Consider the following 22422-nt stretch of genomic DNA (forward strand, 5'->3'; position numbering starts at 1 on the left):
CTAGATCAAGTTATGAACTGTCAGCGACTAGCTGGTCTTGCCTGCCGCACCAGCATCGATCGAACCCTGGGACTCAAGGTCACGCAGCTGTCCTTCGATGTAGGTCTTCAGGCGAGCACGGTAATCGCGTTCGAAGCCACGCAACTGCTCGAGCTTGCGCTCCAGAACCGACTTCTGCTGCTCCAAGGCCGACAAGGTCTTGCGGCTCTTCTCTTCAGCGGTGGTGACCAAGGTGTTAGCTTCGGTCTTCGCTTCGGAGATGATCTTGTCGCGCTGCTCGACACCGGCAGCGACGTACTCGTCGTGCAGACGCTGAGCCATGGACAGCACGTTGGCTGCCGACTCTGCGGATTCGGAGCGAGGAGTTGCAGCTGGCGCTGCTGCTGCGGCCGGAGCTGCAGGTGCCTTCTCAGCGGCAGCTGGCTTAGCTTCTGCCTTCTTTTCCTCAGCTGGCTTGGCAGCTGGGGTTTCTGCCTTCGCTGGCTCTGCAGGCTTAGCTTCTGCCTTCTTCTCTTCAGCTGGCTTAGCAGCTGGAGCAGCAGGAGCAACTGGAGCGGCCGAAACAGGTGCAGGAACAGCCTGCTCCTTCGATACCGAACCCGCATCTTCGCCAAGTTCGGCAAGGCGGCTGCGCAGAGCCTCGTTCTCACCGGTTAGGCGACGCAGCTCCACAACGATTTCGTCGAGGAAGTCATCTACCTCGTCTTGGTCGTAGCCTTCACGGAACTTGGTCGGCTGAAACCGCTTATTGACTACGTCTTCTGGCGTCAGAGCCATTGGGTCACCTCAATACTGGGATCATTTCCGCACGACCATTGTCTTGCCTTGCGAAACACTTACCGTTTTTGTCAGTGTCGCGACCGGTGAAGTCGGAGCACCATTTCCTAAAGGATATAACGATTTGGACAATTATTACGAAATCGAGCTTACGCGCGAGTCTCTTATTCTTTGAATCTACAGCTTTTGACTGCTCAGGACAATCCCCGTGAAGCACGGAAATGCCCTAATCAGATCCCTGTCCTGAGGCCCAGGTTGGCTACCACCGCTTTAAGAATGATTACGACGATGAACAACACAAGAAAGGACAGGTCAAGACGGATTCCGCCGAGATCCAGGGGTTTGATCTTCCGGCGCAACCAGCGCAGCGGAGGATCGGTAATCGACACGATTGCACTTGCGACAATCAATGCGATGCCTTTGGGTCGCCAGTGGCGAGCAAAGCTTTCCGTTACATCCAACACAATTCTCATTAAGAGCAGAATCTGGAGGATGGCTAAGGCGAGATAGATGATCCCGAACACCATTTTGTGCTTGTGCTCCTGGTGTCTTAGCTCTGATTAAAGAAGGTTGCTTGCGCTTCGGACTGCTTGCGATCTTCACCGAGGACCTCAACGGTCGCTGGTGAGAGCAAGAAGACCTTGTTCGTGACTCGCTCAATGGAGCCGTGCAGGGCGAAAACAAGACCGGCCGAGAAGTCGACGAGGCGCTTGGCATCGGTTTCACCCATGTCGGTGACATTCATAATCACCGGGATGCCGTCACGGAAGTTCTCACCGATGATCTTGGCATCGTTATAAGAACGAGGGTGGACGGTAGTAATCTGACGCAATTCGGAATCCTCATCCCGTACTGAAGGGGCACGCTTAATAGGGGTGACCGGAGCACGGTATTCCGTCTCTGGTTCTCTAGCTTGAGTTTGCGGCGCAGCCTGCCTTGCAACAGGCTGTGGGCGTGGGGCTTCGGCAGGTCGCTTTGGAACTGTGTCCTCAACTACCCGAACCTGGGTTTTGGGCTCAGCGTGTTGTGTCTGGGTCTCTTCCTGCTCGACGGCGTCCGCCAAGCCGAGATATACCATTGCCTTACGCAGTCCGTCAGCCACGATGTTTCTCCTCGTTTATCCCATGCATGCAACCCCATTGCACGCTTCCGCTACTTCGACGCTACCGCACAAAATAATGCAGGCATCGTTCATTCGATCAATTCTTGGCGGTGTGTCGCGCACGCCTACGCGGCGGTCCAGATGAGTCCGGCAAGTCGTCCTGCACGGCTTGAACGCCGGTAGGAATAGTAGCTTTTGTCTTCCAAGGTGCAGACACCGGATTGCCGCACGTCCACCCCGAGCCCGCGCAGTTCTTGTTCGGCTGAGGCCGGAAGGTCCAGCCCATGGGTCCCCCAGCGAGTCGTGGTGCGAATCCCGGTGCGCAACTCTTCGGATTCCTGGGCCATGCTTTCTGGAACTTCATAGCATCGGCCGCAGATCGAAGGGCCGATCACGGCTTCCACTGTGTCGGCACCATGAGCCTTCAGGCCCTCGACCGTTTTTGCCAGGATCCCGTCGAGCAGCCCGCGCCTGCCGGCGTGGGTTGCGGCACTCAGGGTTTGCCCATTGCGCGTGTTTCTTCCGACAAAGAGCACCGGAAGGCAGTCGGCGACCATCACTGCCAGGGGCTGGGTGCCAGTTGGGTCCAGCAATCCATCGCAGGTTGGCGCTGCCGGCTCTAGCCACGAGGTGCGCCGCACCGGCGTGACCTCATATACATCGGCGGAGTGCACCTGGTTCATGAAGTTAAGCGAGAAGCGTCGAACCCCGATCAAGTCCTCCAATTTGGCTCGATTCTCCGCCACAAGGCGGGGATCGTCATTCACGTGCAGGGCGAGGTTTCCCTCAGCCTGCGATGTGAATGCCAGTTGGATGCTCGGATCGAGGTTCGACGCGAAATGTAGCACTGCTCAGCTTCTTGCTGTTTTTACTTCAGGAAGTCCGGGACATCCAGGTCGTCGTTCGAACCGTTCAGGTCCGAGTCGACAACATCTGGAAGGTCCTGGAAGGAGCTAGCCTGCTCTGCGGCAGCTGGCTTCTCATGAGCAACCTGGGCTGGCTTCGCAGCTTCGGTTGCAGCAGGTGCTGGTGTTTCTGGAATGCTCGCTGGCACTTGCTCAGCCGGGCGCGCGGAGACAGCTGGCTTTGCTGCGACCGGTGCCATTGGCTTGCTGGTGACATCTGGCTCGTCGAAGCCGGCTGCAATCACGGTGACACGTGCTTCGTCGCCCAAGGCGTCGTCAATGACGGCACCGAAGATGATGTTGGCTTCCGGGTGGGCAACTTCCTGCACGAGGCGTGCAGCTTCGTTGATTTCGAACAAGCCGAGGTCGGAGCCGCCCTGGATGGAGAGCAGGACGCCGTGGGCGCCATCGATAGAAGCTTCGAGCAGTGGCGAGGCAATAGCCAGCTCCGCTGCCTTCACTGCACGGTCTTCGCCCCGCGCCGAACCGATGCCCATCAATGCCGAGCCTGCGCCCTGCATAACGGACTTCACGTCGGCGAAGTCGAGGTTGATCAGGCCCGAGGTGGTGATCAGGTCGGTAATGCCCTGCACGCCGGAGAGCAGAACCTGGTCTGCCTGGCGGAATGCATCGAGCACCGATACGTTGCGATCCGAGATCGACAGCAGTCGATCGTTCGGGATCACAATGAGGGTATCCACTTCGTCGCGCAGGGCTTCGATGCCCGACTCGGCGGAGTTAGCGCGGCGGCGACCCTCGAAGGTGAATGGACGGGTGACCACGCCGATGGTCAGCGCGCCAAGCGAGCGGGCAATGCGGGCCACGACCGGCGCGCCGCCGGTACCAGTACCGCCGCCTTCGCCAGCGGTAACGAAGACCATGTCCGCGCCGCGCAGGACGTCTTCGATTTCTTCTACATGATCTTCCGCTGCCTGGCGTCCCACATCAGGGTTGGCGCCAGCGCCCAGGCCACGAGTCAGTTCGCGTCCTACGTCGAGTTTGACGTCGGCATCACTCATAAGCAGAGCCTGGGCATCGGTGTTAATGGCGATGAACTCTACGCCCTTGAGACCGACTTCGATCATTCGATTGACTGCGTTTACACCGCCACCGCCGATTCCGACGACTTTAATGACCGCGAGGTAATTCTGTGGAGCTGCCACGTCCCGCTTCCCTTGTTAGATGTGCTACATATTTCACGACTCCAGCTAAAGACCTTCACCTTTAGCCTTAAGGTTAAGATTCTGTCAAGCTGTCGTTATTAGAAACGCTATGAGTCGTGTGGTCTTTCTGCAACGACCGCCTAGGCGTGTCGCTTATTCAAAACTATCTTTCCAGAATTTCTTGGCTTATTGGTCTTCCCGCGCCCAGAGCACCGCGACTTAATAGACCACGGGATTTTCTGGGTTGGTGACGTCGATGGTCGTCTTGGCCGCGTGCTTTTTCTCAAGCTCTTTCAAGAAGATCGTCGCCACTTCATTTTTCAGCGCCGCTTTCTTGGCGTCTCCCCAAATCAAAGTACGGTTCTTCGGCAACGCCAGTTCGGCGAACCCTGCCTTGGACAAGGATGCCGTTGAGACTTCCTTGAGCACTTTCTTGTCAACGGTGCTCAAGATTCCGGTCAGCAGCTTGAACTGCTCCGGATCAGCAGTGACGTCGGTGGCCTTGATCTTGGGCAACTTGTCCTTGTCATTCTTGCCGACGGTGCGAAGCTTCTTGCCGGTCTCGGAGACCAGGTACTGCTTCTTGCCCTCCAGCAAGATGGCCACCGGCACAGCTTCGATTACCTCAACGACCAAGGTGTTGGGCATCTGGGCCTTGACCACGATTTCGTCGATGGCCGGCTGCTCGCCGATCAGCTCCTGGACCCTCGATTCAGAGATCCGCGGCAGCGGAACGCCCTTCAATGGTTCCAGGGACTTCCCCAGCTTCTCGGAATTGACCAGCTTGGTGCCGGTTACTTCGATCTTCTTGGCAGCGATCACCGGTGAGAAGCTCAAGATCAAAACCGCAGCGAGGCTGAGCACGACGATGCATGCCGCGAGAATAATCAGGATCTTGCGCCGTTTTTTCTCCGGGCTCTCCGGAAGTTCTACGACTTTTGCTGCTTCACCCATGGATCACCTTGGTAGACGGAAGTGGACCAACTGCGATGGCCTCGGACTCTGGACGGAATTCGTCAGCTCAGCGACTTGACGATGTCTGGACCTAGCGCTGTGACATCGCCGGCGCCAATGGTCATGATGACATCGCCCGGCTCGGACTGCTCCACCACGTGCGCTACAGCGGCTGCCGGCGAAAGTACCTGGGCAGGAACCTCGATGCGCGATGCGATCAGTTCGCTGTCCACGCCATCGATAGGTTCTTCACGTGCCGGGTAGATATCCAGCACGGCCACCGAATCGGCCAGGGACAAGGCCTGGGCGAATTGGCGGAAGAACTCTTGCGTACGGCTGAACAGGTGCGGCTGGAAGACAATGTGCAGCCGGCCGTTGCCGGCCACCGTACGGCCGGCGGTCAGCGCTGCCTGCACCTCGGTCGGGTGGTGCGCGTAGTCGTCGTAGACACGGACCTCCGCGGCTTCACCCTTGAATTCGAATCGGCGAGCTGCCCCGGAGAAACTGGAGAGCGCCTGCAGCGCTTCGTCAACGTCCACACCTGCATCAATGCCGACAGACAATGCGGCGGCAGCATTAAGCAGGTTGTGCTGGCCGGGCACTGCCAGATCCAGGATGCGGCTTTGTCCGCTGCCCCATTCGATGGTTGCGGTGAAGCGGCCGTCTTCGGTGGCGCGGGCATCGGAAAGGCGGCGGTCGGCGTGATCGCTGAAGCCGTAGGTCTGCACGCGGATTTCCGGACGCTCTGCGCGCATCTTGTGCGCCAGGTCGTTGGAACCCTCATCATCTGCACAGCAGATCAGCAAGCCGTCTGCCGGCAATAGCCGGGCGAAGTCCACGAAGGCCTGGTGCACTGCTTCAGCGGTACCGTAGTGATCCAGGTGGTCGGCTTCGACGTTGGTCACGATGATGGCATCCGGCCGGTAGTTGAGGAAGGAAGCGTCGGATTCGTCCGCTTCGGCCACGAAGTAGGATCCGGATCCGAGCTCGGCGTTGGTGCCCAGGCTTGGAATATTCGCTCCCACGGCGAAGCTCGGACGCGCGCCAATGGTCTTGAGCATATGGGCGGTCAGCGAAGTGGTGGTGGTCTTGCCGTGAGTACCGGCGATGGCCACGATCTTCTCGTGGCCGCGCATGGTAGCTTCCAGGCCTTCGGAGCGGTGCAAGATGCGCAGTCCGCGGCGCAGTGCCTCGTCGTATTCCGGGTTTCCGGCCTTGATGATCGAGGAGATCACCACGGTGTCGGCGTCGCCGAGGTTCGCTGGGTCGTAGCCTACGTGGATGCGCGCGCCGCGCTCACGCAAGCCATCGAGCACCGGAAGATCCTTGGCATCGGTGCCGGAGACAGCCAGGCCGTAGTCGAGCAGCAGCCGTGCAACCGCTGATACGCCAACCCCGCCTACACCCATCAGGTGTACCTTGCCCAGATCGGCGTTCAGTTCGTCGGCTCGCAGTGCCATGGTTCTAGCCTTCCTGACCCGCACGGCGGCGGGTTGAAACTTCATCAATAATCCGTCGCGCCATGATCTGCGCGGCGTCGCGCTGCCCCAATGAGGCAGCGGCTTGAGACATCTTTTCAATTTTATGCTGATCGGTCAGCAGATTGATGACATTTTCGGTGATATAGGACTTTGTGAACTCCGCGTCGGAAACCAGGACGGCTCCCCCGGCAGCGACCAGCTCACGGGCGTTGAGCTTTTGCTCGCCGTTGCCGATGGGCAGCGGAACCAGTACCGAGGCGGTGCCAGCTACGGCCAGTTCGCAGACGGTGCCCGCGCCGGAGCGGCAGATCATCAAATCCGCGACGGCGTAGGCGTAGTCCATGCGGTCCACGTATTCGGTCTGGCTGTAGCCTTCATGGGACAGCAGATTGCCCGAGGCGTCCAGAATCTGCTTTCCGCGTCCGGTGATGTGGATAGTGTGGATGCCAGCTGCGTTCAGCTCGTCCAGGGACTGCTCGATGGCGGTATTGATGCTCTGCGCTCCGGAGGATCCACCGGTGACCAGAAGTACCGGCTTCTGCCCGGTGATACCGAAGTACCCGCGTGCTTCTCCTCGCAGCGCGGCTTTGTCCATGGTGGCAACGTTGGAGCGCATCGGCATGCCCACCTGCATCTCACCGGGCAGCCCGGTGTTGGCGAAAGTGGTTCCGACGAATGCCGCGTTCTTTGCCCCGAGCTTGTTGGCCATGCCGGCAACGGAGTTGGCCTCATGCACGAAGATCGGCAGCTTCAGCTGCTTCGCGGCAAGATATGCCGGGGTGCAGACATAACCGCCGACGCCCAGGACGGCCTCGGCCTTGGTGGTGCGCAGAACGTTCTTGGCGTTGTTAATGGCCTTGATGAAACGGAAAGGAAACTTGAGCAGATCCATGTTGATGCTGCGTGGCATCGGGGCCTTGGGGATGAGTTCGAGCGGGTAGCCGGCTTCCGGCACCAGCTTGGTTTCCAGGCCACCGGGAGAACCCAGTGCTGTGACCATTGCTTCGGGATGCTCGGCCTTCACGGCATCAGCTATGGCCAGCATGGGCGAGATATGGCCGGCAGTTCCGCCGCCGGCGACGACTAGACGAAGTGCTTCGCTCATCTGTTGCTGTACTCCTTCGTCCTGCCAATGGGCAGGATCAACGTCCACCGCAGATTCAGCGATGGGCCTCTGCTTCTGATAGCGGCCGCTTGCGGCGCACTATTTGGTTTTCTTGCTCTTTGCCGGTTTCTTTTCCAGCGTTGCTTCGAATTCAAGTTTTTGCGCCCGGGCCGAGGAGAGGACATAGCCCATTGCCAGCATGATGGCGAGCATCGCCGAGCCGCCGGAGGAAATGAACGGCAGCGGAACACCGATCACGGGAAGTACGCCGGTGACGGTACCCAGATTCACGAAGGTCTGGCCGATGACCCAGGACATCAGGCAACCCATGAGCACCTTGGTGTACAAGTCCTTGGCGCGTGCTGCAATGCGATACATCGCCAAGGCCAGCAGCATGAACATGACCAGGACGAACAGCACGCCGATCAGGCCGAACTCTTCACCCAGGATGGAGAAGATGAAGTCGTTCTGCGCCTCAGGCACATAGGACCACTTCATGCGGGACTGGCCTGCGCCCACACCGAACCAGCCGCCGGAGGCGAAGGCGTGAAGGCCCATGCTGGCCTGGTAGCAAAGGTCGCTGCTCGGGCCGCAATCGGTATCAAGCCAAGCGAGGATGCGCTGGCGGCGATTGGAGGAAGCGAAGATCGCCACGGACAGGCCCAGGACACCGACCACCGAAAACGCCGCCAGCCACTTCATCCGGATGCCGCCCAAGAACATCGCCGAGGCAATGATCATCAACAAGACCAGCGCTGTACCTACGTCCTTGCCGACCACGATGAGGCCAACAATGAAGACCCCCACCGGGGCAACCACTGGGACGACCAAATGCTTGATGTCGTGCAGCAGATGCTGCTTCTTTTCCAGCATGAACGCGGCAAAAACAGACAACGCCAGTTTGGCGAACTCGCTGGGCTGCAGGCCGAAGCCGCCGATGCGGATCCAGTTTCGGTTGCCGAGCACCGTATGGCCCAATGGCGTGAACGCCACGAGGAACAACAGGACCACTGCCGCAATAACGGAAGGCCAGGCCAGCCGCTTCAGCGTTTCCGGCTTGATCCGCTGCATGACCAGCATGCAGAGAATACCCAAGGCGGCAAAGCCACCCTGGGACAGCGCCACGGTGAAACCGTCCCTGCCCTTCGCGATCGCTTCAACCGACGCCGATGACTGGACCATGACCACACCGAAAACGGCCAGCACGATGGAGCCCACGAGCACCAGCCAGTAGTCCGTGGAGGCCATGCGGCCGCTGGAGTTCTCGACGGTTCCGAGCATCCTGCCGAATCTCACGTACCAAGGGAGTTCGGCTTTGGAACCTGCTGGCTTCTTGTTCATTTTCATCGCCATCGGTGCCTCCTGCCTCGGTGTCGTTTATTCGGTCAGCTTTCGATTACTGGTCTTCGCCAGTTTTATCCATCAGATCACTGACGGCAGCGATAAATGCGTTGCCACGCTGGGCGTAGGAACTGAATTGGTCCATCGAGGCCGCGGCGGGAGCCATGAGCACGGTATCCCCTGCTTCGGCTACTTCGGCAGCCTTGGAGACCGCACGCGTCATGACCTGGGCGCCGCTTGGAACCGAACCGTCACCGCCCTGCGCTGCTCCGGTGATGTCGATGACTTCAACCTCTGGCGCGTGGGCAGCGAGTGCTTGGCGCAAACCGGCGGTGTCGGTGCCGATGAGCAAGACCTTGGCCAGGCGCTGCGCGTGCTTGGCGATCAAGTCGCCGTATTCCACGCCCTTGGACAAGCCACCGGCAATCCAGACCACACGGGTGAATGCGGCCAACGAAGCATCGGCCGCATGCGGATTAGTGGCCTTGGAATCATTGATCCACAGGATGTCGTTCTTGCGGGCGACGGCCTGGATCCGGTGATCGCCGGAGTCGAAGTTCGCCAAACCCGCAGCGACAGCTTCTGCATTCACTCCGTACGCGCGGGTCAGCGCCGCCGCGGCAGCCGCGTTCGCGGCGGTGTGGCGCGGAACAATCTCGCCGATGTCCTTCAGGGCGATCAGTTCCACGGCACTGGTCTTGCGCTCTTCGATGAAGGCGCGGTCCACCAGCAGGCCTTCGACAACACCCACCATCGATACTGCTGGGGTATCGGTGGTGAAGCCGATAGCACGGCAGCCTTCGATGACTTCAGCGTTTTCCACCATGGTGATGGTGCGCTCATCGGCGGCGTTGAAGATCGCTGCTACCTGGGTGCGTTCGTAGATCTTGGCCTTGGCGGCCTTGTAGTTGCCGAAGCCGCCATGCCAGTCCACGTGGTCTTCGGCCAGGTTCAAGACCACCGAGGCAAGCGGAGAAATGCTATGCGTGTAGTGCAGCTGGAAGCTGGAGAGCTCGACGGCGAATACGTCATAGTCCACCGGTTCGCGTACGGCATCCAGGATCGGGGTGCCGACGTTGCCGACGGCGATGGCCTTCAGCCCATCGGCGCGCAGGATTGCCTCGGTCATGCCCACAGTGGTGGTCTTGCCGTTGGTGCCGGTAATCGCCAGCCACTGTGGTGCTGTGTGGCCGGCACGGTTCTGCACGCGCCAAGCCAGCTCGATATCGCTCCAGATCTCGATGCCCTCGGACTCGGCCTCTGCGATGACCGGATTACGGGGATTCCAGCCTGGGGAAACCATGACCAGCTGGGCCGGCTTGCCATCGACCAACGGCAGGGCCTGGACGTTCCCGTCGCCCAGCAGCACCTCATGGGCCCCGACGATCTTCAGCGTCTCGGCACGTTGCTGGTTCAGCTGGTCATCGCGGCCGTCGATGACGGTGACGATGGCACCCAGCTCGATGAGGGTGTCGGCCGCAGAGAATCCGGAGAGTCCCAGTCCGGCGACGACTACGCGCAGGCCATTCCAATCAGCATCCCAGCTGGTTAGCGAGTCAAGAGATTTGCCAGCGTCTACGCTCACAGTGCGACAACCCATTCAGAGTAGAAGAGACCCAGGCCCGCGGCCACGAACAGGCCGGCAAGGATCCAGAATCGGATAACAACGTTTTCTTCGGACCAGCCCGAAAGCTCGAAGTGGTGCTGCAGCGGCGCCATCTTGAACACGCGCTTGCCGCCCGAGAGCTTGAAGTAGCCCACCTGGATGATCACCGACAGGGAGATGATCACGAACAGGCCGGCAATTACCACCAGCAGCAGCTGGGTGCGCGAGAGGATCGCGAAGGCAGCCACGGCGCCGCCGATGGCCAGCGATCCGGTGTCGCCCATGAAGATCTTCGCCGGCTTGGCGTTGAACCAGAGGAAGGCGATCAGCGCACCGGAGAGGGTGGCCCCCAGCAGGGCCAGGTCCTGCGGGTCGCGTACCGAGTAGCAGACGTCCAGCGAGTCCATGTTGCTGCAGGCCTGGTTCTGCTGCCAGATGCCCATCAGGGTGTAGGCGCCGAAGACCATGATCGAGGCACCGGTAGCCAGTCCGTCCAGGCCATCGGTCAAGTTCACGCCGTTGGTAGCACCGGTCACGATGAAGTTCGCCCAGAGCACGAACAGGATCATGCCCAGCATCGGGCCTGCGAAGGCCAGGTCGATGTTGGTGTCGCGCAGGAAGGAGATCGCGGTAGAGCCCGGAGTCAGGCCCTGGTCATTGGGGAACTGCAAGGCCAGCACGGCGAAGCTGATGCCGAAGAATGCCTGCAGGACAATCTTCTGCCAGGCGCGCAAGCCCAATGAGCGCTTCTTGAAGATCTTGATGAAGTCATCGAGGAAGCCGACCAGTCCCATGCCGCCGAAGAGCATCAGGACCAGCATTCCGCTGGCGGTAATTCCCGAAGAAGTGCGTCCCATGAGCGAAAGGATGCCATGGGTGGCGAAGTACGCCACGAACACGGCCAGGACGAAGACCACTCCGCCCATGGTCGGGGTGCCGGACTTGATGGCGTGCGAGTTCGGCCCGTCGTCGCGCACGACCTGCCCGTATTGCTTCTTGGTGAGCAGGCGGATGTACAGCGGCATGGCCACCATGGTCAGCACGAGGGCAATGCCGGCCCCCAGAATCAATGCGATCATGCGTTGTCGCCTTCCTTCGCGAATGCTGCAATGTCGTCGCCGAGGAAGCGTAGACCGGCCCCGTTAGAGGACTTGAACAAGGCGATGTCGCCTGGCTGAAGCTGCTCTTGCAGCAGCGCGCGAGCCTCATCTACGTCTTCAACGTAGAAGGCCTCGTCGCCCCAGCTGCCTTCGAGCACAGCGGAGTTGTAGGCGGGCTTTGCGCCACGGCCTACCACTACAAGTTTCTTGATGTTCATGCGAACTGCCATGCGGCCCAGCAGGTCGTGCTGGTGGATGCTGTCATCGCCCAGTTCCAGCATTTCGCCCAGGACTGCCCAGGTGCGTCGGCCCGGTGCGCCGTCGGCGCCCAGGCCCAATTCGGCCAGGGTCACCAGCGCAGCGCGCATTGATTCAGGGTTCGCGTTGTACGCGTCGTTGATGATGCTCACGCCGTCAGCGCGCTCGATGCGCTCCATGCGCCAGCGGCTGCCGGCAGCGCGGCCTTCCAGGCCTGCGGCGATCACTTCCGGGGCGATATCCAGGGCCAGTGCAGCGTTGGCCGCGGCGAGGATATTCGAGACGTGATGGCGTCCCAGGAGGCCCGAGGTGATGCGCTTGCTGTAGCCGCCAGGGAATTCAAGAGTGAGTTCTGGCTGCCCGTGGGAATTCACAACAACGTCGGTGGCCCAGACCCCAGCGTTTTCCGGCTTGTTCTTTCCGGTGCCGAAGAAGCGCACGGCTCCCCCGGAACGCAAGTCCATGCGTGCCACGCGGGGGTCTTCAGCATTCAAGATGGCCGTGCCATCGGCTGGCAGGGCTTCAACGAGTTCGCCCTTGGCCTTCTCGATGTTCTCTACCCCGCCGAATTCGCCGGCATGGGCGGTACCGACGCACAACACGACACCGACCTGCGGGTGCACCATATCTGTCAGGTACGTCAGGTGGCCAATGCCGGTGGCCCCCATCTCGATGACAAAGTACTTGGTCTCTTCGGTGGCGCTGAATACCGTCAGCGGGACGCCGACTTCGCCATTGTACGAGCCGATTGGCGACACGGTCGGCGCCACTTGCGACAGAATACCGGCGAGCAGGTCCTTGGTGGTGGTCTTGCCGGCCGAACCGGTGATTCCCACGACCTTGGCGTCGTTCTTTTCCTTGAGAAGGGCAACGATGTGCGCGGCAATTTTGCCCATTGCTTCTACCGCGTCTTCAATGATGATCGCCGGGTGTTCCCTGCGGTCTTCATCGTGGGTAATGCGTTCGGCTAGGGCCAGCACTGCGCCGGCGGCGCGTGCACGGTCGATAAAGGCGTGCCCGTCGGAGAATTCTCCGGGCTTGGCGACGAATAAGGCACCCGGGACGACTTCGCGCGAGTCAGTGGTCACGGAAGTGATCACCGTGTCGGAGGCGGCTGTAGCAGTCGCTTTTCCGCCGGTGATTTCCAGCAGGTCGGTCAGAGACAGTTCAATCATGGCAATAAGGACTTTACACTTGAGCGGTGGCGATAGTGGACTTGTACGTTCTAGGAATTGGTCACAAATCCATGAAGATTCAGTGCTTTCGCTAGTTCCACTCGATCATCCAGTTCCACGTCAATTCCCGCGACGTCTTGCCTGACTTCATGTCCCCGCCCGGCCACGAGAATCGCGTCGTTGGCTTCGGCCAAACTCACAGCGAACTCTACGGCTTTGGCGCGTGGCGCGATGTTGTGAAGCTGCACCTGCGGACGCTCGGAATCGAGAACTTGCTGTGCTCCGGCGGCAACCTGGGCGCGGATCGGAGCCGGGTCTTCGCCGTGCGGGTCGTCGTCGGTCACAATGACGATATCCGCGTGGCGGGCTGCCACCGCTCCCATATCCGGGCGCTTGGTCTTATCGCGCTCTCCGGTGGCGCCGAAGACGACGATCCGGCGTCCCTGCTCCCCCGGACGGATGGAATCCAAAGCCTTTGCCAGTGCATCCGAATTATGGGCGAAATCGACTACGGCTACCGGAGATTCGGCCACGACCTGCATCCGCCCTGGAACGGCGACCGACAGCGGATCCTTGGAGTCCAAGGCCTGCTGCAGGGCTTCGAGGTCCGCACCACCGGCCAGCACCATCAAGGCCGCCAGTGCTCCGTTGGCGACGTTGAACATGCCTGGAAGCAGGGTCCGGGTCCGCAGCTGGCGTCCATCCCGGTGCACCAGGGTGAAACTGTGGCCCAATCCGCAGTGCGCCAGTTCGGCAACCCTCCAGTGCGCCGAAGGGTGTTCGCCGTCGAGGCTCAGGGTCTCGGTAGGCACCAGCGCGCGCTCGGCCAGGCGCTGGCCGTATTCATCGTCTACCATGACCACTGCGCGCTCGGAGCGTTCCGCGGTGAATAGTTCGGCCTTGGTTTCGAAGTACTCGTCCATCGTGCCGTGCAGGTCCAAGTGGTCCTGGGTCAGGTTGGTGTAACCGGAAACGGCAAAGCGCAGGGCATCAACGCGGCCATAGCTCAGCGAGTGGCTGGATACCTCCATGGCCACCGACGTGACTTCCTGCTGCGCCATGCGCGAGAGCACGCCGTGCAGCTGGGTGGACTCCGGGGTGGTCAGCACGCTGGGGATGATCTGCCCGCGGGCGGACATCTCAATCGTGCCGATCAGGCCGGTTTCTTCACCCAGCGCATCCAGGATTGCGCGGATCATGAAGGTTGTGGTGGTCTTGCCGTTGGTGCCGGTGACAGCGAACAGCTTCGGGCTGCGCTGGTCGGTTCCGTAGACGCTCTGCGCGATCACGGCTGCGGATTTGCGTACATCTGCAACGACGGCCACCGGGATCGAGAGGTCATCGCTGAGGAATTCGAGTCCTGCAGTATCGGTGATCAGTGCGACAGCACCGTTGCCGATGGCGGTTTCCACGAATTCGGCACCGTGGCGCTTGGCGCCGGAAATACCCAGGAAGACGTCACCGCTCTGTACGATCTGCGGGTTGAGGCTGACGCCGAGGATTTGCGGAGCGGCATTGAGCAGCGCTCCAGTTCGCACCGCGCCAGCTGTGCCGCAGAGCTGGTCGAAGCCAAGACCGGCGATGCTCTCTGGGCGTAGGTACCGTTCTAGCTCACGCGGAGTGTCGGGGTTCTGGACTACCAAGATTTCTTCTGATCCTCACCTACAAAGACGTCATACGCCTCTGACTTTGTCGTGCTCGGTGGCACATTGAATGTGTTGAGAGTATGGCTCATAACATCGGTAAACGTGTCAGCTACCGAGAAGTCTTTCCAGTTGCCCTTTGGCCTGTACATGGTTGCCACGACGACGAACTGCGGATCTTCCAAGGGAGCGACACCTGCAAAGGAATAAGTATATCCGTCATAGCCCTTGGCGCTTGCCGCCTGGCCTGTACCGGTCTTGCCGCCCACGCGGTACCCGGGAATACGCTCCTTGTAGCCGGTACCGTCGTCAACGACCGATTCCATGAGCTTGAGCATTTCGTCAGCGGTGCTTTTCTTGACCACGCGCTTCTTTTCCGGTGCGGGGATCTTGGTGATGGTACCGTCTTCGTTGCGGTAGCCCTCAATCAGGCTTGGCGAAAGGCGAACGCCGCCGTTGGCCAGGGACTGGAAAATTGAAGCGGTATGCAACACGGTCTGCGAATAGCCCTGGCCGAACATGGTGGTGTACTGCTGGCGGCGGTCCCAATTATCGGGGTGCGCCAATTGGCCAGCGCTAGCGCCATTCAAGCCGACGCGGATGGGCGAACCCAATCCGAAGGCACGCATGTAGTCGTAACGGGTCTGCTTGCTCATGGTATTTCCGACCATCACGGTGCCGGTGTTGTAGGAACGGGCGAAGATGCCCGAGACCGTCATGTCGTACGTTGGGTGTTCCAACGAGTCATTGATGGTTTCCTTGGTGAACGTCTTCTTATTCGGCACACGCATCTCGGTCAGCGGATCCACTCCGCCCTGGTCGATAGCCGCCGCGAAGATCGCGGCCTTGCCTGTGGACCCTGGCTCGAAAGCACGGGTGATGGAGGTGGAGCGGCGGAACTCCGGCTTGGTAGCGCCTGGATCATTCGGGTCCAATTCAGCGGAGTCGCCGATGGCGAGGATCTTGCCGGTATCCGCTTTCATGACGACCACGGAAACCCACTCAGCGTTGAACTGAGCTTGCTTCTTTTCTGCTGCACGCTGGGCAACGTAGTTGATGTCCGAGTCGATGGTCAGAATGACGTCCTGGCCATCGACTGCAGGAGTTTCTTCGACCTCGGTGACGGGAATGCGCACGCCATCGGCGCTGATCTCGAACTTGCGGCTGCCGGCCGTGCCGGCCAGGTGTTCCTCCTGGCTCAGTTCCAGGCCTTCGGCTCCCACCACGGCTGTTTGGTCTTCGGAGTTGCGCACGAACCCCAGCAGTGGTCCTGCAATTACGCCTTGCGGATACTGGCGTTCGCTGCGCAGCAATGAGGCAAGTCGCGGAATGCCGATTTCGAGGACTTCGTTGCGTACTTCCGGGGTCACGCTCTTGGCGAGCATGACGTACCCTTTAGGCTTGGCGTCGCCCTGCGGGCGAACCTTCTTGGCAAGTTCCTCACGGTCCTGGTCAAGGGTATCGGCTAGTTCGTCAATGGCTTGGTCCCACGTGATGCGTTCCTGGCCATTGGTTCCATCCCGCTTCGCACGGCGAATGTTCTCACCCTGCTCGCGCTGGTCGATGACCAGATCATAGCGGTCTACTGAGACGGCGAGGGTGGTGCCATTGCGGTCTTCGATGGATCCTCGATTTGGCGCAATGTTTTCAACGCGTTCGCGGTTTTCCTGTGCAGCGTTGGCAATGGTTGCCGAGTTGATGCCCTGGACCCAGACCAGCCGGCCCAGGATCACCAGCAGCAAAACCACGGAGAGGAGCAGCACAAAGCGCATTCGCTTTTTCGCAGTGTCGATTGCCGTCGAGCTCACAAAAGAACCTAACTTTCCCTCAGCGTGGTTTTCCAGCAGCGTAGGCCACCTGTATCTAGCTTAGAAAGGGCTAACTACTCTGCTGGGGATTTGATGCTTGGTGCAGGGATCGTGCCCCCGTTAAGCTCAGCGTCATTGAACACTGGGCGGCCATCACTGGCAACTTCACGTTCAGCTTTCTCCGGCTTCACCTCTGGTTCCTTGGAACCTTCAGTGGCACCGGACTCCTTCTGTGAATCTGCTGAGGCTTTACCCACAGTGGTCTTCGGCGTGTTTGATGCGTTGGCTTCAGTTTTGCTTTCACCCTTGCGGATGCTGTCGCCCGGCAGCGGAATAGTTCCGTATTCCTGCTTGCTGTTCTTTGCCTTGACCGCCTTCTCAGCGTCTTGGGCAACCTTGCCCTCAGACAGGCTGATCAGCCCTGGAGCACCTGGCGAAACCAAACCGAGGTCCTTTGCCTTGGCGGCCAGTGCCTGTGGCGCCGCCAACGACTGGGCCTCCTTCAGCAGTGCCTGATTCTCTTGGGAAAGCGCACGCTCTTGCGAACGCAAGTTCACGATGTCGTACTGCCGCTGAGCTACAGAAGTATTGAGCAGCACCAGCGTAACGATCACGCTGAATGCCAAGACAACGAGCACCGCAGACATGGTGAACATGGAGCGCTTGCTGGTTTCGTTCATCTTAGGAACCAACGAAAGAGTTACGCGCTGACGCGAATCGCCTTTAGGCAGGTTGCTAGCTGGGACGGGCTCGGGTCGCATTGCACGCGCAGTATTACCGTCGACAACAGGCTGGTTGTTCACGGCTGCGGTCTTCTGCACGCGGCGCTGGGCTCGTTGGCTCATGCTAGCTCCTCTTCAACACTCGTTCCACAGCTCGCAAGCGGGCTGAGGCTGCACGTGAATTTTCTGCTATCTCGTGGTCGCTTGGCTTCTCGGTGCCCTTGGTGAGCACCTTGTATTCAGCTTTGTGTTCGTCCAGCTCCACCGGGAATCCCGGAGGGGCCGACGAGGTAGATCCATGGACGAAGTGCCGCTTGGTGATTTTGTCTTCCAAGGAGTGGTAACTCATCACGACGACTCTTCCGCCGACGTTCAAAGCTCCCATTGCCGCCGGGATCGCACGTTCCAAGACGTCAAGTTCCTCATTCACTGCAATACGCAATGCTTGGAAGGTCCTCTTGGCCGGGTGTCCGTGGTTTCGAGCAGCCGCCGCGGGCACAACGCTGCGGATCACTTCAACTAGTTCAGCAGTGGTAGTGATGCGGCTCTTGGCGCGTGCCTCGACGATTGCCGTCGAGATGCGTCCAGCAAACTTCTCTTCGCCCCACTGTCGAATAATTCGAAGCAGTTCGTCGCGTTCCAAGTCGTTGACCAGGTCCTCGGCAGTTGGGCCAACAGAGGTGTCCATGCGCATGTCCAGCGGTGCATCATAGGAATAGGCGAAACCCCGTTCACGCTCATCGAGCTGCAGCGAGGAAACGCCAAGGTCGAACAGAACGCCGTCGACCCCCGGGAACCCCAGATCTTCTACGACATCCGCAATTTCGTCATACACCGCGTGCACGAGGTCGATGCGGTCCTGGAACGGGGCGAGCCGTGCACCGGCAAGTTCGTGAGCCTGCTCGTCACGGTCTAGACCGATCAGGTGCAAATTGTCGAACCGCTTGAGGATGGCTTCGGAGTGCCCACCCATCCCGAGGGTGCAGTCAACCACAATTGCCCGACGGCCTTCAGCATTGGCTCGCTCAATACCTGGAGCTAGCAAATTAACGCATCGGTCCAGAAGTACTGGAACGTGGCGTTCGGATGCTGGTCGCTGGGAATCCTGATTTGGCACTGCGCCCCCTTTCGCTTTCGATCTGCTGTTGAGATCAGATCCCCCTCCAACCAAGTGGCGATCCAACCTTCTGGCTCCGGGGAAGTGAAGCCAGACGATTTTCTACCCCAAGGTGGCTGGAGATCTCATCTCAACAAACGTGGTGTTTTGTCGGTGTAGGGCACAAGGCCCTAATCTTCGTCAGTATCGGAGAACACGTCTTCTTGTTCATCCAAGTACTGCTGCCATGCGGTCGAATCCCAGATTTCAATACGGTTACCCGCACCGATAACTGTGACCTCCCGATCAAGGCCTCCATAAGTGCGCAGCACTTGCGGAATCGTTACGCGCCCCTGCTTATCTGGAACTTCATCCGAGGCCCCTGAGAGGAACACACGCGCATAGTCGCGTGCTCGTCGGGAGGTCAAGGATGCCTGCGCCAGCTGCTCGTGCTGCTTCTCAAATTCCCGCTGGCTGAAAACGTATATGCAACGCTCTTGGCCGCGAGTGAGAACCAGCCCATAGGACAGCTCATCTCGATATTTAGCTGGAAGAATCAACCGACCTTTTTCATCAAGACGCGGTGTGTAAGTTCCAAGGAACATGCACACCACCTTTCCCGTGAAGTGGCCAGAAGCCCCATTCTCCTCTACTTGCCTCCACTTTACTCCACAACCCTCCACTGTCAATGCAATTTCAGTGGTTTCGCGAGGGTCTGGACTTAAAAAACACCTGAATCTAGCGGATGCTCAGCCTATGTTCAGGTGGAGGGATGGGAATCGTCCCGCTGCATGATCCAGTATTTTTCAGAGATTCCACACGCAAAATCCGCGGAATATAGCTATTTTTAGGCGCGGTGGTGGGAAGTGGAGGAACCTGGGGAGGGAAGTGGGGGCCTGCCTGACCGGCGAGGTGGACGTGAACCTTGGAATCTGCAGAGAATTCAAGATCACTTGCAAAGTCGCGCGGCCCTCAGATAGGCGCACCGAATATCCAGGACATCCAACTTCCCGAATTGAACGAAACCCATGCGCCCCGGCATGAGGTGCACGGTGACCGTAGGGACGTGAGAAGCGGGGCTTAAACAAGAAAAGAGGTGCAACCCTAGGGGTCACACCTCAATATCAATGCAGATCAGCTATCGGACTGATCACGCTTTCGCTGGTTCCATTTTTCTTCCAGGCCGGAAAGGAACTGCGAATTGTTCTTGGCTGCAGATTTTGATCCCGTTCCGTTGGACGGACCAATTTTTCCAGTAGCCGATTTAGTCAGGGCAAGCAGTACACCCGCGAACATCACCGCAAATCCGAGAACGCCTACGATGATGATGTGCTGCGAGATTCCAAAGATGAGTCCCGCTAGGCCGACGATTACCAGCAAGATACCCAGAGCAATATTTCGGGTCGACAAACGTCCCGTGCCCGATGGGCCTTTCATGCTCGAAGCGAAGCGACGGTCTTCATGCAGCTGCTTTTCCAACTGCTCCAACAAACGCTGCTCGTGTTCCGATAGCGGCATCGTCTTCTCCTTCCAAAGGCAATCTCGACGGTCGTCCACCGTCTTCAAGTTCAACGTCGGGTCGAAGGGAAAAGTTCCCTGGATTCGATCGAACTTAATTCAAGGATAGTCTCTTTTGCACCCGCCCTGCTAGTTGATCTTCCCCACTGTCCAGATATCCATACGTTCTACACAGAATGTGTTTATTCCTTGGGGCGCAGAAAACGTGCTGGGGTCACGATGGACTGCGGGAATCTCTGTCCGATCTGGTCAGCGATGCGTTCCGCTTCTCGGGCTTTCTCTTCGCGGGGGTCCAAGCTAAATTGCAGACCCAACTCGTAATCTTGCAACCGTTCAGCTTTCACCCCGATCAGCCGGACCGGTTGCGGCATAGGGGTCAATTTTCGCAGAAGGGCCAGCGCGGACTCGCTAATTTTCGTTGAAGAATCTGTCGCAGCTGCGAGCGCCTTCGAACGCGTAATTCCAGAAAAGTCCTTGTACTTGATCTTGAGCCCAACACCGTTGGCTGATTTGCCGTGCTGCCGCAGCCGTTGACCGACCTTATGGCTCAGCCGCAAAAGTTCGCCCTCAAGCACCTGGGGATCGGTGATATCCACCGCAAAGGTATGTTCCGATGAAATGCTCTTCTCATCCCGGCTAACCTCCACCGGACGGTTATCGATCCCCCGCGAGAGCAAATAAAGGGCGCGGCCGTGTTCCCCCAACCGGCTAATCAATCTTGCTTCTGGCTCGCCAGCGAGTTGCCCCACGGTCTCAATCCCCAAGGAGTGAAGCTGACTAGCGGTTCGTTTTCCCACGCCCCACATTTTCGACACGGGTAATTCGTGCAGGAATTCTTCGGTTCGCTCGGGCGCAACTACCGCCATGCCGTCAGGCTTGGCGTACGTCGAAGCGAGTTTCGCAACGAATTTATTCCTTGCAATGCCCACGCTGGCCGGCAGTCCCATTTCTTTGCGTATATATTCGCGGATCTGCTGAGCGATCTGCACTGGCCCGCCAAGCATGCGCATGCTTCCAGTAACGTCTAGGAACGCTTCGTCGACACTGACTTGCTCAACCAGAGGCGTCAATGTGCGGAAGTACGCCATGATCTGGGCCGAGGCTTGCGTGTACTTGTGATGGCTCGGCTCGATCACGGTAGCTTGCGGTAGCAGCGGGATGGCTTGGCTCATCGGCATGGCCGAATGGATCCCGCGAGCTCGGCAGTCATAAGACGCAGAGAGCACCACGCTCCGGCCTGAACGGTGGCCTACAATAACTGGCTTGCCTACTAGGTCAGGGCGGTCCCGCAGTTCCACTGAAACAAAGAAGGCGTCCATATCGACATGGAGGATTGCACGATCCACCATTTCAATTCCTCTCCCCTCGTTCGGCTGCACCACCAGCTTACTCGAATGTATATTCGGATTCCGTTCCCACCCCGCGTACTTTGGGTGCCTTCTTCGCCGGGCGGGAATCACCGGTAGAGTTGTTGCTAACCACTAGTTGTTTACCCGTAGAAATGATTTTGCATGTCGATGCCTGATTCTGTGCCGGACCTCAACACTGAAGCCCAGAGCTTGAGCCGTACCTACACTTCTGACGTTGCTCAGTTATTGGAAGAATTCCTGGCTGCGAAAAGCGTTGAAGTTGGTCAGATTACTAGCAGCGCCGTCGAAATCGTCAATGCGATCACGTCACTGACCCGTGGCGGCAAGCGGCTTCGCGCCCTGTTCGCTTTCTGGGGTTACCTCGGTGCAGGTGGTCGGCCCGATGAACGCGACATCGTCCAACTCGGGGTGGCCTTGGAACTCTTCCAAGGAGCCGCGCTGATTCATGACGACATCATCGACAATTCCGATACACGACGCGGTCAGCCGAGCGTTCACAAGCGCTTCGAGGCCCAGCACCGAGAACTTGGGCTTGCGGGGAGCGCAGCGAGCTACGGCATGGCCAGCGCAATCCTTACCGGCGACCTATGCCTGTCGTTGAGCGAGGAAGTCTTCTCAGGTATTGCTTCCCTCAACGCTCGGGCGCGTACCATCTTCAATCAGATGCGCACCCAGGTGATGGCCGGGCAGTATCTTGATGTTCTAGAAGAGTCTGCGGGCCCCGCCTACGATCCGAAGGAAGCGGTCAAGCGAGCTCGCACTATCGTGCGCTTCAAGTCAGCCAAATACTCCACTGAAAACCCATTCTTGCTTGGCGGCGCGTTGGCCGGCGCCAGCGAGGCTCTTATGGAGCGCTACTCCGCATTCGCGCTTCCGCTGGGTGAGGCATTCCAGCTACGTGACGATGTTCTGGGCGTGTTTGGCGATCCAGCAGTCACAGGGAAGCCGACCGGCGGCGATTTGCAAGAAGGCAAGCGCACGGAATTGATTGCCCACGCCCTCTTGCTATCAACTTCTGACGAACAGGACTTCATTCAGAGTCGCCTCGGCGCAGTGGATCTCAGCGAAGAAGAAGTGTTGAGACTAAGCGGTATTCTGCGCGATAGCGGCGCCCTGGCGGCCACCGAGCAGAGCATTAGTGAGTTGACCACCCAATCAGATCTCGCCCTGAACGCATTGCACGTCACGCCCCTCGCCTTAGCGGGAATGCAGCAGCTCAGTGATGCAGTGACAAAGAGAAGTAAATAGCGATTCGTTACTAAGACATAACGAAAGGTCTCAACCATCCATGCGATATG

The 22422-nt window shown here is 59.1% G+C and carries 20 protein-coding genes; 1 reads left to right on the forward strand and 19 read right to left on the reverse strand.

The window, feature by feature from the left end:
• Nucleotides 1-27: 27 nt before the first annotated feature.
• The 19 genes from ACFVHU_RS03415 to dinB form a co-directional block, all read right to left on the reverse strand.
• Nucleotides 28-777, reverse strand: coding sequence for a DivIVA domain-containing protein (locus tag ACFVHU_RS03415; RefSeq protein WP_388022458.1), 750 nt, complete (start codon nt 775-777; stop codon nt 28-30).
• 230 nt (nt 778-1007) lie between these two features.
• Nucleotides 1008-1304, reverse strand: a complete 297-nt coding sequence (locus tag ACFVHU_RS03420; RefSeq protein ID WP_105656794.1) for a YggT family protein — start codon at nt 1302-1304, stop codon at nt 1008-1010.
• A gap of 23 nt (nt 1305-1327) precedes the next feature.
• Nucleotides 1328-1879, reverse strand: a complete 552-nt coding sequence (locus tag ACFVHU_RS03425) for a cell division protein SepF (RefSeq protein WP_388022460.1) — start codon at nt 1877-1879, stop codon at nt 1328-1330.
• A 125-nt stretch (nt 1880-2004) separates the two neighbouring features.
• A complete protein-coding gene (locus ACFVHU_RS03430) occupies nt 2005-2727 on the reverse strand; it encodes a polyphenol oxidase family protein (protein ID WP_388022463.1) in 723 nt (240 codons plus the stop codon).
• A 20-nt stretch (nt 2728-2747) separates the two neighbouring features.
• Nucleotides 2748-3947, reverse strand: coding sequence for a cell division protein FtsZ (ftsZ, locus tag ACFVHU_RS03435; RefSeq protein ID WP_105656797.1), 1200 nt, complete (start codon nt 3945-3947; stop codon nt 2748-2750).
• Between the two features lie 219 nt (nt 3948-4166).
• A complete protein-coding gene (locus ACFVHU_RS03440) occupies nt 4167-4901 on the reverse strand; it encodes a cell division protein FtsQ/DivIB (RefSeq protein ID WP_133834280.1) in 735 nt (244 codons plus the stop codon).
• 62 nt (nt 4902-4963) lie between these two features.
• On the reverse strand, nt 4964-6361 hold the full coding sequence (gene murC / locus ACFVHU_RS03445) for a UDP-N-acetylmuramate--L-alanine ligase (protein ID WP_388022466.1): 1398 nt from the start codon (nt 6359-6361) through the stop codon (nt 4964-4966).
• A gap of 4 nt (nt 6362-6365) precedes the next feature.
• Nucleotides 6366-7487 (reverse strand): undecaprenyldiphospho-muramoylpentapeptide beta-N-acetylglucosaminyltransferase, encoded by a 1122-nt coding sequence (gene murG / locus ACFVHU_RS03450; protein ID WP_388022469.1) that lies wholly within the window; start codon nt 7485-7487, stop codon nt 6366-6368.
• A gap of 99 nt (nt 7488-7586) precedes the next feature.
• Nucleotides 7587-8840 (reverse strand): putative lipid II flippase FtsW, encoded by a 1254-nt coding sequence (gene ftsW / locus ACFVHU_RS03455; RefSeq protein WP_388022471.1) that lies wholly within the window; start codon nt 8838-8840, stop codon nt 7587-7589.
• A gap of 43 nt (nt 8841-8883) precedes the next feature.
• The gene (gene murD, locus ACFVHU_RS03460; protein WP_388022473.1) at nt 8884-10428 is read right to left on the reverse strand and encodes a UDP-N-acetylmuramoyl-L-alanine--D-glutamate ligase; all 1545 of its coding nucleotides are present in this window, start codon (nt 10426-10428) and stop codon (nt 8884-8886) included.
• Entirely contained in the window at nt 10410-11513 is a 1104-nt protein-coding gene (mraY, locus tag ACFVHU_RS03465) for a phospho-N-acetylmuramoyl-pentapeptide-transferase (protein ID WP_105656803.1), read from the reverse strand. Before mraY ends, murD begins: the two co-directional genes overlap by 19 nt.
• Nucleotides 11510-12967 (reverse strand): UDP-N-acetylmuramoyl-tripeptide--D-alanyl-D-alanine ligase, encoded by a 1458-nt coding sequence (murF, locus tag ACFVHU_RS03470; protein WP_332498138.1) that lies wholly within the window; start codon nt 12965-12967, stop codon nt 11510-11512. The genes mraY and murF overlap by 4 nt, the downstream gene beginning before the upstream one ends.
• 50 nt (nt 12968-13017) lie before the next feature.
• Entirely contained in the window at nt 13018-14610 is a 1593-nt protein-coding gene (locus tag ACFVHU_RS03475) for a UDP-N-acetylmuramoyl-L-alanyl-D-glutamate--2,6-diaminopimelate ligase (protein ID WP_388022478.1), read from the reverse strand.
• The gene (locus ACFVHU_RS03480; protein ID WP_332727142.1) at nt 14604-16418 is read right to left on the reverse strand and encodes a penicillin-binding protein 2; all 1815 of its coding nucleotides are present in this window, start codon (nt 16416-16418) and stop codon (nt 14604-14606) included. Before ACFVHU_RS03480 ends, ACFVHU_RS03475 begins: the two co-directional genes overlap by 7 nt.
• A 74-nt stretch (nt 16419-16492) precedes the next feature.
• Nucleotides 16493-17263, reverse strand: coding sequence for a hypothetical protein (locus ACFVHU_RS03485; protein WP_105656806.1), 771 nt, complete (start codon nt 17261-17263; stop codon nt 16493-16495).
• Nucleotide 17264: 1 nt separating this feature from the next.
• Nucleotides 17265-18257, reverse strand: coding sequence for a 16S rRNA (cytosine(1402)-N(4))-methyltransferase RsmH (gene rsmH, locus ACFVHU_RS03490; protein WP_181148802.1), 993 nt, complete (start codon nt 18255-18257; stop codon nt 17265-17267).
• 170 nt (nt 18258-18427) lie between these two features.
• Entirely contained in the window at nt 18428-18841 is a 414-nt protein-coding gene (gene mraZ, locus ACFVHU_RS03495) for a division/cell wall cluster transcriptional repressor MraZ (RefSeq protein WP_038990697.1), read from the reverse strand.
• Between the two features lie 529 nt (nt 18842-19370).
• Complete coding sequence (locus ACFVHU_RS03500; RefSeq protein ID WP_105656808.1) at nt 19371-19754, reverse strand: DUF3040 domain-containing protein; 384 nt, start codon at nt 19752-19754, stop codon at nt 19371-19373.
• Nucleotides 19755-19936: 182 nt separating this feature from the next.
• Nucleotides 19937-21103 carry a DNA polymerase IV gene (gene dinB / locus ACFVHU_RS03505; protein WP_133834285.1) on the reverse strand — a complete coding sequence of 389 codons (1167 nt, stop codon included), beginning with the start codon at nt 21101-21103 and terminating at the stop codon, nt 19937-19939.
• Between the two features lie 162 nt (nt 21104-21265).
• Here dinB and ACFVHU_RS03510 point away from each other — a divergent pair, with 162 nt between their 5' ends.
• On the forward strand, nt 21266-22372 hold the full coding sequence (locus ACFVHU_RS03510; RefSeq protein WP_332485974.1) for a polyprenyl synthetase family protein: 1107 nt from the start codon (nt 21266-21268) through the stop codon (nt 22370-22372).
• Nucleotides 22373-22422: the final 50 nt, after the last annotated feature.

Source organism: Glutamicibacter sp. NPDC127525 (genome assembly GCF_042672105.1).
GTDB lineage: Bacteria > Actinomycetota > Actinomycetes > Actinomycetales > Micrococcaceae > Glutamicibacter.